Origin of the sequence: Pseudoalteromonas sp. T1lg76, from assembly GCF_002964725.1 — a bacterium.
Lineage (GTDB): Bacteria > Pseudomonadota > Gammaproteobacteria > Enterobacterales > Alteromonadaceae > Pseudoalteromonas.
The window spans coordinates 16,730-30,330 of record NZ_PQCE01000008.1 but is presented as its reverse complement, the minus strand read 5'-3'; the positions used below and the strand labels follow the sequence as shown (position 1 = coordinate 30,330).

13 protein-coding genes are annotated in these 13,601 nt (G+C 50.2%); 11 read left to right on the top strand and 2 right to left on the bottom strand.

The window, feature by feature from the left end; translation table 11 throughout:
- Nucleotides 1-2 precede the first annotated feature (2 nt).
- Entirely contained in the window at nucleotides 3-356 is a 354-nt protein-coding gene (gene folB / locus C2M35_RS03220; protein WP_105199455.1) for a dihydroneopterin aldolase, read from the bottom strand.
- Nucleotides 357-528: 172 nt separating this feature from the next.
- Between folB and plsY the strand changes: the two genes are divergently transcribed.
- Nucleotides 529-1,140: a glycerol-3-phosphate 1-O-acyltransferase PlsY gene (gene plsY / locus C2M35_RS03215; RefSeq protein ID WP_158677900.1), complete on the top strand. Its 612-nt coding sequence runs from the start codon at nucleotides 529-531 to the stop codon at nucleotides 1,138-1,140.
- Nucleotides 1,141-1,161: 21 nt separating this feature from the next.
- Here plsY and tsaD read toward each other — a convergent pair whose 3' ends face one another.
- Nucleotides 1,162-2,178: a tRNA (adenosine(37)-N6)-threonylcarbamoyltransferase complex transferase subunit TsaD gene (gene tsaD, locus C2M35_RS03210; RefSeq protein ID WP_105264587.1), complete on the bottom strand. Its 1,017-nt coding sequence runs from the start codon at nucleotides 2,176-2,178 to the stop codon at nucleotides 1,162-1,164.
- Between the two features lie 196 nt (nucleotides 2,179-2,374).
- On the opposite strand from tsaD, the gene rpsU reads away from it, so the two are divergent.
- The 10 genes from rpsU (at nucleotide 2,375) to purD (ending at nucleotide 13,515) form a co-directional block, all read left to right on the top strand.
- Nucleotides 2,375-2,590, top strand: a complete 216-nt coding sequence (rpsU, locus tag C2M35_RS03205; RefSeq protein ID WP_105188416.1) for a 30S ribosomal protein S21 — start codon at nucleotides 2,375-2,377, stop codon at nucleotides 2,588-2,590.
- 21 nt (nucleotides 2,591-2,611) lie between these two features.
- A complete protein-coding gene (locus C2M35_RS03200; protein WP_105199452.1) occupies nucleotides 2,612-3,058 on the top strand; it encodes a GatB/YqeY domain-containing protein in 447 nt (148 codons plus the stop codon).
- A 148-nt stretch (nucleotides 3,059-3,206) separates the two neighbouring features.
- Complete coding sequence (gene dnaG / locus C2M35_RS03195) at nucleotides 3,207-4,979, top strand: DNA primase (protein ID WP_105199451.1); 1,773 nt, start codon at nucleotides 3,207-3,209, stop codon at nucleotides 4,977-4,979.
- Between the two features lie 124 nt (nucleotides 4,980-5,103).
- The gene (rpoD, locus tag C2M35_RS03190; RefSeq protein WP_105199450.1) at nucleotides 5,104-6,951 is read left to right on the top strand and encodes an RNA polymerase sigma factor RpoD; all 1,848 of its coding nucleotides are present in this window, start codon (nucleotides 5,104-5,106) and stop codon (nucleotides 6,949-6,951) included.
- Between the two features lie 86 nt (nucleotides 6,952-7,037).
- Nucleotides 7,038-7,916, top strand: coding sequence for a 50S ribosomal protein L11 methyltransferase (gene prmA / locus C2M35_RS03185; protein ID WP_105213376.1), 879 nt, complete (start codon nucleotides 7,038-7,040; stop codon nucleotides 7,914-7,916).
- Between the two features lie 276 nt (nucleotides 7,917-8,192).
- Nucleotides 8,193-9,158, top strand: coding sequence for a tRNA dihydrouridine synthase DusB (dusB, locus tag C2M35_RS03180; RefSeq protein WP_105199448.1), 966 nt, complete (start codon nucleotides 8,193-8,195; stop codon nucleotides 9,156-9,158).
- A gap of 26 nt (nucleotides 9,159-9,184) precedes the next feature.
- Nucleotides 9,185-9,475 (top strand): DNA-binding transcriptional regulator Fis, encoded by a 291-nt coding sequence (fis, locus tag C2M35_RS03175; protein ID WP_010374122.1) that lies wholly within the window; start codon nucleotides 9,185-9,187, stop codon nucleotides 9,473-9,475.
- Between the two features lie 229 nt (nucleotides 9,476-9,704).
- Nucleotides 9,705-11,291 carry a bifunctional phosphoribosylaminoimidazolecarboxamide formyltransferase/IMP cyclohydrolase gene (gene purH / locus C2M35_RS03170; RefSeq protein WP_105199447.1) on the top strand — a complete coding sequence of 529 codons (1,587 nt, stop codon included), beginning with the start codon at nucleotides 9,705-9,707 and terminating at the stop codon, nucleotides 11,289-11,291.
- A 106-nt stretch (nucleotides 11,292-11,397) separates the two neighbouring features.
- Entirely contained in the window at nucleotides 11,398-12,219 is an 822-nt protein-coding gene (locus C2M35_RS03165) for a class I SAM-dependent methyltransferase (RefSeq protein WP_105199446.1), read from the top strand.
- 12 nt (nucleotides 12,220-12,231) lie between these two features.
- On the top strand, nucleotides 12,232-13,515 hold the full coding sequence (gene purD / locus C2M35_RS03160) for a phosphoribosylamine--glycine ligase (protein ID WP_105264586.1): 1,284 nt from the start codon (nucleotides 12,232-12,234) through the stop codon (nucleotides 13,513-13,515).
- The last annotated feature ends 86 nt before the right edge of the window (nucleotides 13,516-13,601 follow it).

Below are 13,601 nucleotides of genomic sequence, written 5' to 3'. Positions count from 1 at the left end.
AACTAGTTTTTACTACGTACGATTTTAACGCCAACGGTTTGCGCCGCAGGCACCGCAGCGGGCTTGCTGACGGTAATGGCCACCTTGGGCGTGTTGAATTCATTAAGAATAAGCGCCGCCAATTGCTCTACCAGAGTCTCCAGCAATTCCACCGGTTTTGCCAAGCAATGCTCGGTGACGCGCTGACTGACCAAGGCATAGTCTATAGTATAAGAGAGATCGTCACTCTGGGCGGCCTGGCGTAAATCGCAGTCCATTTCGATATCGAAATAAAGGCTTTGTTTACTTTCTTTCTCAAAGTCGTACACTCCAATAATGGTGTCCACTCTAAGCTGTGATATATAGACTTTGTCCATGTTTGAAGCTCCAATGTCAGCTGGTCGGATACCCAAAAAGGATTAGAATAAGTACCCTGACCTGGCGTAACCGCGATTTACCTCGCTGCGCCCGGCCTGAAATAGCTCGGCGCACACTTATAATGAGCGGCGATAATAGCTTAAAACGTACAATTAAAAAATAAGGATGACAGTGTTAGCGGCGTTAATGTGCATTTTTGCCTACCTTCTCGGTTCGGTCTCTTCGGCAGTACTGATCTGCCACCTTTTTGCGCTGCCCGATCCTCGCCAAGCCGGCTCGAAAAACCCCGGCGCCACCAACGTCTTGCGCATTGGCGGTAAGCTTCCCGCGATCCTGGTACTAGTATTCGATATTCTCAAAGGCACCATCCCGGTGTGGAGCGCCTATTTTATGGGCATAGATCCTATTCACCTGGGACTGGTCGCCGTGGCCGCCTGCTTAGGGCATATCTATCCGCTGTTTTTCGGTTTTAAGGGCGGCAAGGCCGTGGCCACCGCCTTTGGCGCCTTATTACCCATAGGTTTATCCCTTGGCGGCTTGCTGATCCTCACCTGGGCCTGCGTTGTCGCCCTGACCCGCTATTCATCCCTGGCCGCCTTGGTAACCGTTTCCCTGGCTCCCTTGTATACCTGGTGGATCAAGCCCTTGTACACTGAGCCAGTGCTGTTTTTAACCGTGCTGATCATCTTTCGCCATCGCACCAACATGGTACGCTTGCTCAAGGGCAAAGAGCCTAAGGTAGGGAAAAAGAAAGAAAAAGAAGAGGTAGCGCCAGAGAAATAATCGCCGGCGCTTTAGGACCTACTAGCGAATGCTAGGCAGGGTATCTATAGGCCAGCGAGGCTGAACTCGGGTATCCAAGGTAGCCGTTTGCCCCGCCTTAAGACGCTGCATACCCGCATAAGCGATCATCGCGCCGTTATCCGTACAAAATGCCGGACGCGGATAAAACACTTCACCCTGCATGCCCTGCATCACCTGCTCTAATTGCTCACGCAAATAGGTATTGGCACTTACACCACCGGCAATAACTAAACGCTTGATACCGGTTTCCTTAAGCGCACGCTTACACTTGATAGCCAGGGTGTCGATCACCGCGGTTTGGAAAGCATGGGCAATGTCCGCCTTGGTTTGCAGATCGTCGCCTTCGCTGCGAATGGTATTGGCGGCAAAGGTTTTCAAGCCACTGAAGCTAAAGTCCAGGCCCGGTCTGTCGGTCATGGGGCGGGGGAATTTAAAGCGATTCGGGGTGCCCTGCTCGGCCAGTTTCGCCAACAAAGGGCCGCCAGGGTAATCCAGGCCCAGTAATTTAGCGGTTTTATCGAAGGCCTCACCGGCGGCGTCATCCACCGACTCACCTAATACTTCGTACTCGCCAATGGCGCTTACCTTGACCAGCAAGGTATGGCCGCCAGAAACCAGCAAGGCCACGAATGGAAATTCGGGAACCTTTTCCTCAAGCATAGGCGCAAGCAAGTGACCTTCCATATGGTGCACGGCCACGGTAGGCAGCTTCCAGCCATAAGCCAGGGATCGTGCGATCGAGGATCCTACCAAGAGCGCACCTACTAGGCCTGGGCCCGCGGTATAGGCCACACCATCGAGATCCTCAGGACCACAGTTCGCCTCGGCGAAAGCCGCTTCAATCAAGGGCAGAGTCTTACGCACATGATCTCGCGACGCCAGCTCAGGCACCACACCGCCGTAGTCGGCGTGCATTTTTACTTGGCTATAGAGTTGGTGGGCCAACAAACCTTGTTCGTCATCATAGATGGCGATCCCGGTCTCGTCACAGGATGATTCAATCCCCAAAATGCGCAATGTCTGTCTCCTCGCAGGGCGATGTGGCTGATAAGGCCGCATATTCTACTCCCTTGCTGCAATTTTACCAGTATTGTGATATTTATTCTTTACACACCGGGGTAACTCGGATTACAATGCCGCACCATTTTTGAACCACATGATCATTATTTGATCGAATGAGTGCAGCTCATTAAGTTAGGTAGGTGAGATTTTAATGCCAGTAATTAAAGTAAGAGAAAACGAGCCGTTTGACGTAGCCCTACGCCGCTTCAAGCGTTCATGTGAAAAAGCAGGTATCCTTTCAGAAGTTCGTCGTCGCGAGCACTATGAAAAGCCAACCGCTGCGCGTAAGCGTAAAAAAGCGGCTGCTGTTAAGCGTCACATGAAAAAGCTTTCTCGCGAAAACGCACGTCGCGTTAAATTATACTAATCACTGTCCGGTCTTGTTGTCATGAGTCTATTAGATTCGTTAAAAGATGCACAAAAAGACGCGATGCGTGCCAAGGACAAATTACGCCTTGGTGCTATTCGTTCAGTACTCGCTGCCGTTAAACAGCGTGAGATCGACGAGCAAATCACGTTAAACGAAGCCGATATTACGTCGGTTGTAGTTAAACTAGTGAAGCAACGCCGCGATTCTTATACTCAGTATAAGGATGCCGGTCGTGACGATCTTGCCGATGTAGAAGCAGCGGAAATGAGTGTTTTGGAAGAGTTTCTACCAAAGCAGCTGAGCGAAGATGAAATCAGTCAACTGATTGATAAAGCCATCGCCGATACTGGTGCACAAGGCATGCAGGACATGGGTAAAGTGATGGGCGTAATTAAGAGTCAAGCTGAAGGCCGTGCCGATATGGGCAAACTCTCAGGCCTTATTAAACAGCGTCTTAACGCCTAATTCGCGAAAGCAAATTCAAGCAAACCGAGCCTAGTGCTCGGTTTCTTCGTTTTTAGAGTCTGTAAAAATCAAGGCGTAAATTTATAACCCCTTTTCCCATCGCCCTTGATATACTAGTGTGATTCTCTTTTCTTCTTAGGTGTTGCGAATGGCAGGTAAGATCCCCCGACAATTTATCGACGATCTTTTAGCGCGTACCGACATAGTCGAGTTGATCGACTCGCGCGTAAACCTGAAAAAAGCAGGCAAGGATTACCAGGCTTGCTGCCCATTTCACAATGAAAAGAGCCCATCCTTCACCGTTTCTCAGGATAAACAGTTTTATCACTGCTTTGGCTGTGGTGCCAACGGCAACGCCATCAGCTTTGTAATGGAGTACGACAAACTCGACTTTGTTGACGCCATCGAAGAGCTGGCCAGCCTGTTGCACCTGGAAGTCCCCAGAGAGCAAGGCAACCCCAACCAAAGCGATCGTCCGCCGGTCTCCCAGGAGCAAAAACGATCCGACTACGATTTAATGGAGCAAACCGCGCGCTATTATCAGCAGCAACTGCGCCATCATGCCAATGCCCAACTGGTGATTGACTACCTTAAAGGCCGAGGCTTAAGCGGACAAACGGTAAAAGACTTCGGTATCGGCTATGCGCCCAGCGAATGGGAAGCCCTGTGCCAAACCTTGGGGAAAAATCCGAAACAAAAGCAACAGCTGATCGAGCTCAAGCTGGCAACGCAAAAAGACAATGGTCGCACCTTTGATTTCTTTCGCGATCGTCTTATGTTTCCTATTCGCGATCGTCGTGGTCGTGTTATCGCCTTTGGCGGACGCATTATGGGCCAGGACGATAATGGTCCTAAATACCTGAACTCGCCGGAAACCAGAATCTTCCATAAGGGCTTTGAGTTATATGGCTTTTATGAAGCCAAACAGGCCCATAAAAAGCTTGAGCAACTACTGATTGTTGAAGGCTATATGGATGTGGTGGCGCTGGCGGAGCATGATATTAAATACGCGGTAGCGGCCCTGGGTACGGCGACCACCAACGAACATATGCAGATGCTGCTACGGGCAACCGACAAGGTCGTGTGTTGCTACGATGGCGACCGCGCCGGTCGCGATGCCGCCTGGCGAGCCTTAGAAAATGCCCTGCCCCATTTAAAAGACGGTAAGGCACTGAAGTTTGTATTTCTGCCCGATGGCGAAGACCCGGATTCCTTGGTGCAGCAAGAAGGCAAGGCCGCGTTTGAACAACGCCTGGTCGATGCCAGAGATTTTAGCGACGTCTTCTTTAGCCGTTTGAGTGACGACATAGATCTTACTCAGGATGCTGGCAAAGCCAAACTGCTGAGCCTGGCCCTGCCTCTGATTGAGAAGATCCCCAGTGAATTCTATCAGGAAAACCTGCTGGAGCGTCTGGCCCGCTTTATCGGTCGCACCCGAGAGCAACTTAATGCCAAGCTTAAAACTCCGCGCCAACAGCACAGGGTGGAAAGCCAATTTAAGATGACGCCGATGCGCACCGCCATCGCCCTCATGCTGCAGCACCCGCAACTGGCGGCCAGCGTTGACTATATGCCAGAGCTGGCCAGCCTCGGCCTGCCCGGTCTGGAATTATTTTTGACCATACAAAAGCATTGTCTCGATAACCCAGGAGCGCGCACCGCGCACCTGCTGGAACACTACCGCGATCGCCCGGAATACGGCGCTTTGACCAAGCTAGCCGCCTGGCCTCACCAAATAAACGATGAGGTGTTGGAACCTCATTTCCAACAAACGGTCAAATTCATTGAAGATCAGTGTTTAAATCACCGTTTAGAGTCCTTATTAATAAAGGACAAGACTCAAGGTCTAAGCGTGACAGAGCGGCGTGAATACGCCCTGCTGACTCAAGCACTTAAAGGCAGTGAAGTGCTCGAAAGCTAGCCAGAAATTTCACGGTCTGTTATACTACGCTATTCACCGCGTCAAACCGGCTTGGGGCACCCAGCTTAGGTACTTAAGCTGACGCCTGTTGTATTAATTTATCAGGGTGGAAGAGCAAATCTCTATGGATCCAACTCCTCAGTCACAACTAAAACTTCTGATTCAGAAAGGTAAAGAGCAAGGTTATCTGACATTCGCTGAAGTGAATGATCACCTTCCACAAGACATCATAGATTCGGATCAGGTCGAAGATATCATTAGCATGATCAATGACATGGGTATCAAGGTTTGCGAAAGCGCACCAGATGCTGATGAATTGATGATGGCCGAGACCACCACCGATGAGGATGCGGCAGAAGCTGCCGCTGCGGCACTTGCCACCGTAGAAAAAGAAATCGGCCGTACCACGGATCCGGTGCGCATGTATATGCGCGAAATGGGCACAGTCGAGCTTTTAACGCGCGAAGGTGAGATCGATATCGCCAAGCGTATCGAAGAAGGTATCAACCAGGTACAGATTTCTGTAGCCGAATATCCGGAAGCCATTTCTCACCTGCTTGAGCAATGGGATATGTTCGAAGCGGAAGAGATCCGCCTGAGCGACATTATTACCGGCTTTTTCGATCCTAACGAAGAAGATACACAGATCTCAGCCACCCATATCGGTTCAGAACTAAGTGACGATGACTTAGATGACGAAGACGACGATGGCGATGACAGCGACGACGATAGCTCGGAAGAAGAAACGGATAACGGTCCAGATCCGGAAGAAGCACGTATCCACTTCGAAAATCTGCGTACCCTGTACAACGGTGCTCGTGTAATTTTCGAAGAAAAAGGTCGCTCACACCCAGACGCGAAAGCAGCTATTGTTGAGATCGGTGAGCTATTCCGCACCTTTAAACTAGTGCCTAAGCAATTCGACCGCATGGTTAATAACATGCGCGATATGATGGATAAAGTGCGTGTACAAGAGCGCATCATCATGAAGCAGGCGGTACAGGTTGCGAAGATGCCGAAGAAAACCTTCGTTAAGCACTTTGCTAACAATGAAACCGACAGCGCCTGGCTAGACCTTGAAATCGCAGCCGGTGAAAATTACTCAACTATGCTGGCCGAATTGAAGCCAGAAATTGAGCGCTGCATCAATAAGCTTAAGCATATTGAGCAAAGCACAGGTTTATCAATCGAGCGTATTAAAGACATCAACCGTCGCATGAGCATTGGTGAGGCGAAAGCCCGCCGTGCCAAGAAAGAGATGGTTGAAGCCAACTTACGTCTTGTAATTTCAATCGCCAAAAAATACACCAACCGTGGTCTGCAGTTCTTGGATCTAATCCAGGAAGGTAACATAGGTCTGATGAAGGCGGTTGATAAGTTTGAATACCGTCGTGGTTACAAGTTCTCGACTTACGCGACTTGGTGGATCCGTCAGGCTATCACGCGTTCAATCGCTGACCAAGCCCGTACCATACGTATTCCGGTACACATGATTGAGACCATCAACAAGCTAAACCGTATTTCTCGCCAAATGTTGCAGGAAATGGGTCGTGAACCGAATCCGGAAGAACTTGCCGAGCGCATGATGATGCCGGAAGACAAGATCCGCAAGGTACTGAAAATTGCCAAAGAGCCGATCTCGATGGAAACCCCAATTGGTGACGATGAAGATTCGCATCTTGGTGATTTCATTGAGGATACCACCATTGAATCGCCAATCGACTCGGCGACCATGGAAAGCCTCAAGGGTGCAACCCACGAAGTGCTTGCTGGCCTAACTGCTCGTGAAGCGAAAGTACTACGTATGCGTTTTGGTATCGATATGAACACCGACCACACCTTGGAAGAGGTAGGTAAACAGTTCGACGTAACCCGTGAGCGTATCCGTCAGATCGAAGCCAAGGCTCTGCGCAAATTGCGTCACCCTTCACGCTCTGATCTACTGAAAAGCTTCCTAGACGCGAACAAATAACAGGCGTCTTATTAAAGCATTACAAAGGCCGCTTTTTAGCGGCCTTTGCGTATCATTTACAATATTCATCCAACATGGGGACTAACATGGCTTGGATTCAAATTCGCATTCGTGCCACCGAATCAACGGCGGACGCAATCAGTGACCATCTTATGGATGTCGGCTGCCCATCGGTCACCTTTATGGACACCAAAGACACACCCATCTTCGAACCGCAACCAGGCGAAGTAAGATACTGGGCAGAAACCACAGTGATCGGCCTGTTTGAAGCCACACATGATATGCAGGCGGTGGTCGACTACCTTAAGGTTCAGCCCGAGCTACAAGAGCAGTTCCACTACAAAATAGAACAGCTAGAAGATAAAGATTGGGAACGGGAATGGATGAAAAATTTCCAGCCGATTCAGTTTGGCGAACGCCTATGGATTTGCCCAAGCTGGTTAGATGTTCCAGATCCATCTGCGGTCAACGTCATGCTCGACCCGGGTCTGGCCTTCGGTACCGGCACGCATGCCACTACGGCCTTGTGTTTACGTTGGCTTGAGAGCCTGGATTTAAGCGGTAAAACCGTGGTCGACTTCGGCTGTGGTTCAGGCATTTTAGGTATCGCCGCCATTAAACTTGGCGCCGCACGCGTTATAGGTATAGATATCGATCAGCAAGCACTCGATGCCAGTATCGATAATGCCGAGCGCAATGGCGTTGCCGACCAACTTGAAGTTTACCTGCCGGAGAATCAGCCGAGCTTTGAAGCCGATGTGGTCGTTGCCAATATTCTTGCCCAGCCGCTACGCGAGTTAAACGAGGTGATTCTTGGCCTGTTGAAGTCAGGAGGCGAGCTTGCTCTTTCCGGAGTACTTGAAGAACAAGCCGAATCCGTGGCCGCTTGCTACGAGCATCAAGTGACTCTAGATCCCATAGCCCAGGAAGGTGAATGGGTGCGGATCAGCGGGATTAAAAAGTAACCGCTTTTGATCCTGCCCTGCACAGTGGACAAAAGTCTCTGTGCAGGCCATTTCTCACTCTTTTTACACTGTTTACGCTCCATCAACACCCCGCCATATAAGCCCTGTCAAGCCGGTGTTCATAAAACAGGCAAAAACCTTATTGCCCTCACTCGTTATAAAATGTCAATACAAAAAGTTTAAAAAAAAAGCACTTTTGTTCAATTTCTAGCCTTTGATTTTGCCTCAAAAAACCGTAAACTTAGCGCCCCTTGAAACGAGGTAAATTGTAACGCTGTGCAAATTGGTCCTTACCAGTTAGAAAACAATTTGATGGTTGCACCGATGGCGGGGATCACAGATCGCCCCTTTCGGCAGTTGTGTCGTCGCTTAGGCGCCGGACTGGCCGTCTCTGAAATGTTGTCTTGCAATCCCAAGGTATGGCAAACCGCCAAATCCATGGGGCGTATGGATCATAGCGGCGAATCGGGTATTCGCTCCGTGCAAATTGCGGGGGCTGACCCTGAGCTAATGGCGCAAGCAGCGCAGTTTAACGTTTCCAACGGCGCGCAGATCATAGATATCAATATGGGCTGCCCTGCCAAAAAAGTGAATAAAAAGCTCGCAGGCTCTGCCTTGTTGCAGTATCCGGACTTAGTCGAAGCCATAGTGAAAGCTGTGGTGGAAGCGGTAGATGTGCCCGTCACATTAAAAATCCGTACCGGCTGGGATGTGGACAACCGCAACGGCGTCGAGATTGCAGCGATTGCTGAACACAATGGTATTCAGTCATTAGCCGTACATGGGCGTACTCGCGCCTGTATGTACAAAGGCTATGCCGAATACGACACGATCAAAGCGATCAAGAGTTCAGTGTCGATTCCTGTGGTTGCCAACGGTGATATCAGCTCACCGCAAAAGGCGAAACAGGTATTAGAGTATACGGGCGCAGATGCCATCATGATTGGACGAGCCGCTCAAGGTCGCCCCTGGATTTTCCGGGAAATTGACCATTATTTAAAAACTGGAGAAATACTCCCGCCCCCGGCCATTACCGAGGTGCGCAGTATTCTGATGGAGCATTTAATCAATCTCCATCAATTCTACGGTGAGGCCATGGGGCCGCGGATTGCTCGAAAGCATGTTGGATGGTATTTGCAAGCCCACGACGAAGACCGTCAGTTTAGGCGAGTATTTAATGCGCTAGAAACACCTGAGACTCAGGTGGATGCACTGAATGAATACTTTGAAACTTATTGCTAATCCAGAAAGAAAGAGACAATACAACGATGTTTGAACAAAATGTGACTTCTCCTTTTATTACTAACGCTCACGTTCAGTCACAAGAGAAACCACAGCCTCTTCGCGACGCTGTTAAAAAAGCTGTTCACCACTACCTTAAGCAGCTTAACGGCCAGGACGTACAAGACGTTTATGAACTTGTTCTTTCTGAGCTGGAAGCGCCGCTTCTAGAAGAAGTAATGACCTATACACGCGGTAACCAAACCCGTGCAGCCATCTTACTGGGTATCAACCGTGGTACTTTACGTAAGAAGCTGAAAAAGTACGGCATGAACTAATTTATTCGCAGCCTTGAGCTGCACCGAAAAGCACCCTAGGGTGCTTTTTTATTTTCGCCCATACACGAAAATGACCGATGCATCGGTCACTGTGTTATACAAAAACATCATCATTGTTTAAAATAGGGTTTCTAAGCAAACCCCTTGTCTAACCCCTAGGTCGAATTCACCAATAACTGGTGCCACCTAAGACAAGATTATCTACTCAACTGAGGTAACAAAAACTACCATGGATACACATCGTCCAATTCGTCGCGCGCTCCTGAGCGTATCTGATAAAACGGGTATCGTTGACTTCGCTCGTGAGCTAGCAGCTCAAGGCGTCGAAATTCTTTCTACCGGTGGCACCTGCAAGCTACTTGCAGACAACGGCATCAAGGTAACTGAAGTATCTGATCACACCGGTCACCCTGAGATCATGGATGGCCGCGTTAAAACATTGCATCCAAAAATTCACGGCGGCATCTTAGCCCGTCGCGGCCAAGACGAAGGCGTTATGGCTGAAAACAACATAGATGCAATCGACATGGTAGTTGTAAACCTATACCCATTCGCACAAACGGTAGCAAAAGAAGACTGCTCGCTTGAAGACGCGATTGAGAACATAGATATCGGTGGCCCAACCATGGTTCGTGCCGCGGCGAAAAACCACAAAGACGTGACCATTATCGTTAATGCCGCCGACTACGGCCGCGTTATCGACGAAATGAAGGCCAATGAAGGTTCTACCTCACACGCCACCCGTTTTGACCTGGCCATTGCCGCATTCGAGCATACGGCTCAGTACGACGGCATGATCGCCAACTACTTCGGTAAAATGGTGCCTGACTACACCGAAGAAGCGGCAACCGATACTAAGTTCCCACGCACCATCAACATGCAGTTCACCAAGAAGCAAGACATGCGCTACGGTGAGAACTCGCACCAGGATGCGGCCTTCTATGTTGAAAACGACATTGAAGAAGCCTCGGTTGCCACGGCTAAGCAAATTCAAGGTAAGGCGCTGTCTTACAACAATATCGCCGACACCGATGCAGCCCTTGAGTGCGTAAAAGAATTCGATGCGCCGGCCTGTGTTATTGTTAAGCACGCAAACCCTTGTGGTGTGTCTGTAGGTGAAAACATCCTTGAAGCCTATGACCGTGCCTTTAAAACCGACCCAACATCGGCATTTGGTGGCATTATCGCCTTCAACCGTGAATTGGATGCGGATACCGCAGAAGCCATCATCGCCCGTCAGTTCGTAGAAGTGATCATCGCCCCTAGCATCAGCGAAGAAGCGGCACAAATCGTCTCTGCTAAACAAAACGTGCGCCTACTTGAGTGTGGTCAATGGCAAGCGCAAACCACAGGTGTTGATATCAAGCGCGTAAACGGCGGTATCCTGGTACAAGACCGTGACCAAGGCATGGTTTCCATGGGCGACCTTAAAGTGGTTTCTAAGCGTCAACCGACCGAGCAAGAACTGAAAGATCTTATGTTCTGCTGGAAAGTAGCCAAGTTTGTTAAATCAAACGCCATCGTATACGCCAAAGACGGCATGACTATCGGTGTGGGCGCCGGCCAGATGAGCCGCGTATACTCGGCGAAAATCGCCGGTATTAAAGCCGCCGATGAAAACCTTGAGGTTAAAGGTTCGGTTATGGCTTCTGATGCCTTCTTCCCATTCCGTGACGGTATCGATGCTGCGGCCGAAGCTGGCATTACTGCGGTGATCCAGCCGGGTGGTTCAATGCGTGATGAAGAAGTGATTGCTGCCGCTGACGAAGCTGGCATGGCAATGGTCTTCACCGGTATGCGCCATTTCCGCCACTAAGAAACTCACCGCCAGGGCCATTTAGGCTCTGGCGTGTTTTCGTAGACTATTCAAATCAATCTGCTATTTTGTGTTAACACATAATAAATATCACAAGGATTCGATTATGAAATTTGGCTTTAAAACCGCGCTAACCGCGGCCATCGCGCTTTCACTAAGCGCCTGCGTAAGCACCAGCACCAGTGAACAACTGACTGAAGCCAGCCAAGGCGAGCTAAGAAGTGCACAAGCACAAGCCAGAGATCAATATCGTCACCCGGTAGAAACTCTGACCTTTTTCGGCATCGAGCCGAATATGACAGTGGTTGAAGTCTCTCCAGGCGGTGGTTGGTACACGGATATTCTCGCTCCTTTACTTAAAGACGAAGGCACCTTGTATGCCGCCCACTTCCCGGCCGACTCGGACGTGAAGTATTACCAGCGCTCATTGGCTGGCTTTAAGGAAAAGATGGCCAATACTCGTGCCTATTCCGACATCCGACTCACCGAGTTCTACCCCGGCACCCACCATAATATCGCCCCGGAAGGCAGTGCCGATATGGTGCTAACATTCCGTAATCTGCATAACTGGTATATGAATGCCGACGAGCAAGGTGTTAAAGATGCCATGCGCGCCTTTTATACCGCCCTTAAACCCGGTGGCGTACTAGGTATAGTGGACCACCGTTTGCCGGAAACGCGCGATAGCGGTAAGGCCAAACGTTCGGGTTATGTTAAAGAGAGCTGGGTGATTGCGCTGGCACAAGAAGCTGGATTTGAACTGGTTGCGAAAAGTGAAATCAATGCCAATCCGAAAGACTTCGCCAACCATCCAAAAGGCGTGTGGACATTGCCACCAAGCCTGAGCCTGGGTGAGGAAGATCGCGCTAAATACGAAGCGATCGGCGAAAGTGACCGGATGACGCTGAAATTCATCAAACCCCTATAGGATTTATAAGCCATGAATGTACTAGTCATTGGCAGTGGCGGCCGCGAACACGCACTTGCGTTTAAGGCCGCTCAATCAAACAAAGTAGAAAAAGTATTTGTTGCTCCGGGTAACGCCGGCACCGCACTTGAGCCAAAGTTAGAAAATGTGGCCATTGGTGTTGAAGATATTGATGCACTTATCACGTTCGCGAAAGAAAATAACGTTGAACTGACTATTGTTGGCCCTGAAGCACCGCTGGTTATTGGTGTTGTTGATGCTTTCCGCGAGCAAGGCCTGGCAATTTTCGGCCCAACGCAAGGTGCGGCGCAACTTGAAGGCTCTAAGTCCTTCACTAAGGACTTCTTGGCACGCCACGATATCCCCACTGCGTTTTACAAAACCTTTGAGCAAATTGAGCCAGCGCTTGAGTACATCAAAGAGCAAGGCGCTCCTATCGTAGTTAAGGCCGATGGCCTGGCGGCAGGTAAAGGCGTGATCGTGGCCATGACCGAAGCGGAAGCGGAAGAAGCGGTACGCGATATGCTAGCCGGTAATGCCTTTGGTGAAGCCGGTAGCCGCGTGGTTATCGAAGAGTTCCTTGAGGGTGAAGAAGCCTCTTTCATCGTTATGGTCGACGGTAAGAATGTATTGCCATTTGCCACCAGTCAGGATCATAAGCGCGCTTATAATGGCGATCAGGGCCCTAATACCGGTGGTATGGGTGCCTACTCTCCGGCGCCTGTGGTGACCGCGGAAATTCATGAGCGCATCATGAATGAAGTGATCAACCCGACCGTTGCTGGCATGGCCGCGGAAGGTCACCCTTACACGGGTTTCCTATACGCCGGTCTTATGATTGCTGCAGACGGCACGCCTAAGGTAATTGAGTACAACTGCCGCTTTGGCGACCCTGAAACTCAGCCTATTATGCTGCGTCTACAGTCGGACTTGGTTGAGCTGATTGAAGCTGCTAACCGTGAAGAGCTGGATAAGACAGACATTCAGTTCGACCCGCGTGCAGCGGTAGGTGTCGTTCTTGCAGCCAAAGGCTACCCAGGCTCCTACCCTAAAGGCGACGCCATCTCGGGCCTGCTTGTTGACTACCCGGAAGGTGAGAAAGTCTTCCACGCCGGTACCAAGCAAGACGGTGACAAGGTAGTGACCGCCGGTGGTCGCGTACTCTGTGCCACCGCTCTAGGTGAAACCGTGACCGCGGCACAACAACGTGCCTACGAGCTGGTAAAAGCCATAGATTGGGACGGCGTTGAGTACCGTACCGATATCGCTTATCGCGCCATTGCTCGCGAAAGCTAGTCAGGCCACAAGGCCCATTGAGAAAGCGAAGCTCCGGCTTCGCTTTTTTATTGCCTGAAGTTTATCCGCCCAATCGCTGCAAACCC

What these genes read in the sequence shown, in the direction of transcription:
- folB (WP_105199455.1), bottom strand. Translation starts at nt 356, where the DNA reads ATGGACAAAGTCTATATATCACAGCTTAGAGTGGACACCATTATTGGA.
- rpsU (WP_105188416.1), top strand. Translation starts at nt 2,375, where the DNA reads ATGCCAGTAATTAAAGTAAGAGAAAACGAGCCGTTTGACGTAGCCCTA.
- C2M35_RS03200 (WP_105199452.1), top strand. Translation starts at nt 2,612, where the DNA reads ATGAGTCTATTAGATTCGTTAAAAGATGCACAAAAAGACGCGATGCGT.
- dnaG (WP_105199451.1), top strand. Translation starts at nt 3,207, where the DNA reads ATGGCAGGTAAGATCCCCCGACAATTTATCGACGATCTTTTAGCGCGT.
- rpoD (WP_105199450.1), top strand. Translation starts at nt 5,104, where the DNA reads ATGGATCCAACTCCTCAGTCACAACTAAAACTTCTGATTCAGAAAGGT.
- prmA (WP_105213376.1), top strand. Translation starts at nt 7,038, where the DNA reads ATGGCTTGGATTCAAATTCGCATTCGTGCCACCGAATCAACGGCGGAC.
- fis (WP_010374122.1), top strand. Translation starts at nt 9,185, where the DNA reads ATGTTTGAACAAAATGTGACTTCTCCTTTTATTACTAACGCTCACGTT.
- purH (WP_105199447.1), top strand. Translation starts at nt 9,705, where the DNA reads ATGGATACACATCGTCCAATTCGTCGCGCGCTCCTGAGCGTATCTGAT.
- C2M35_RS03165 (WP_105199446.1), top strand. Translation starts at nt 11,398, where the DNA reads ATGAAATTTGGCTTTAAAACCGCGCTAACCGCGGCCATCGCGCTTTCA.
- purD (WP_105264586.1), top strand. Translation starts at nt 12,232, where the DNA reads ATGAATGTACTAGTCATTGGCAGTGGCGGCCGCGAACACGCACTTGCG.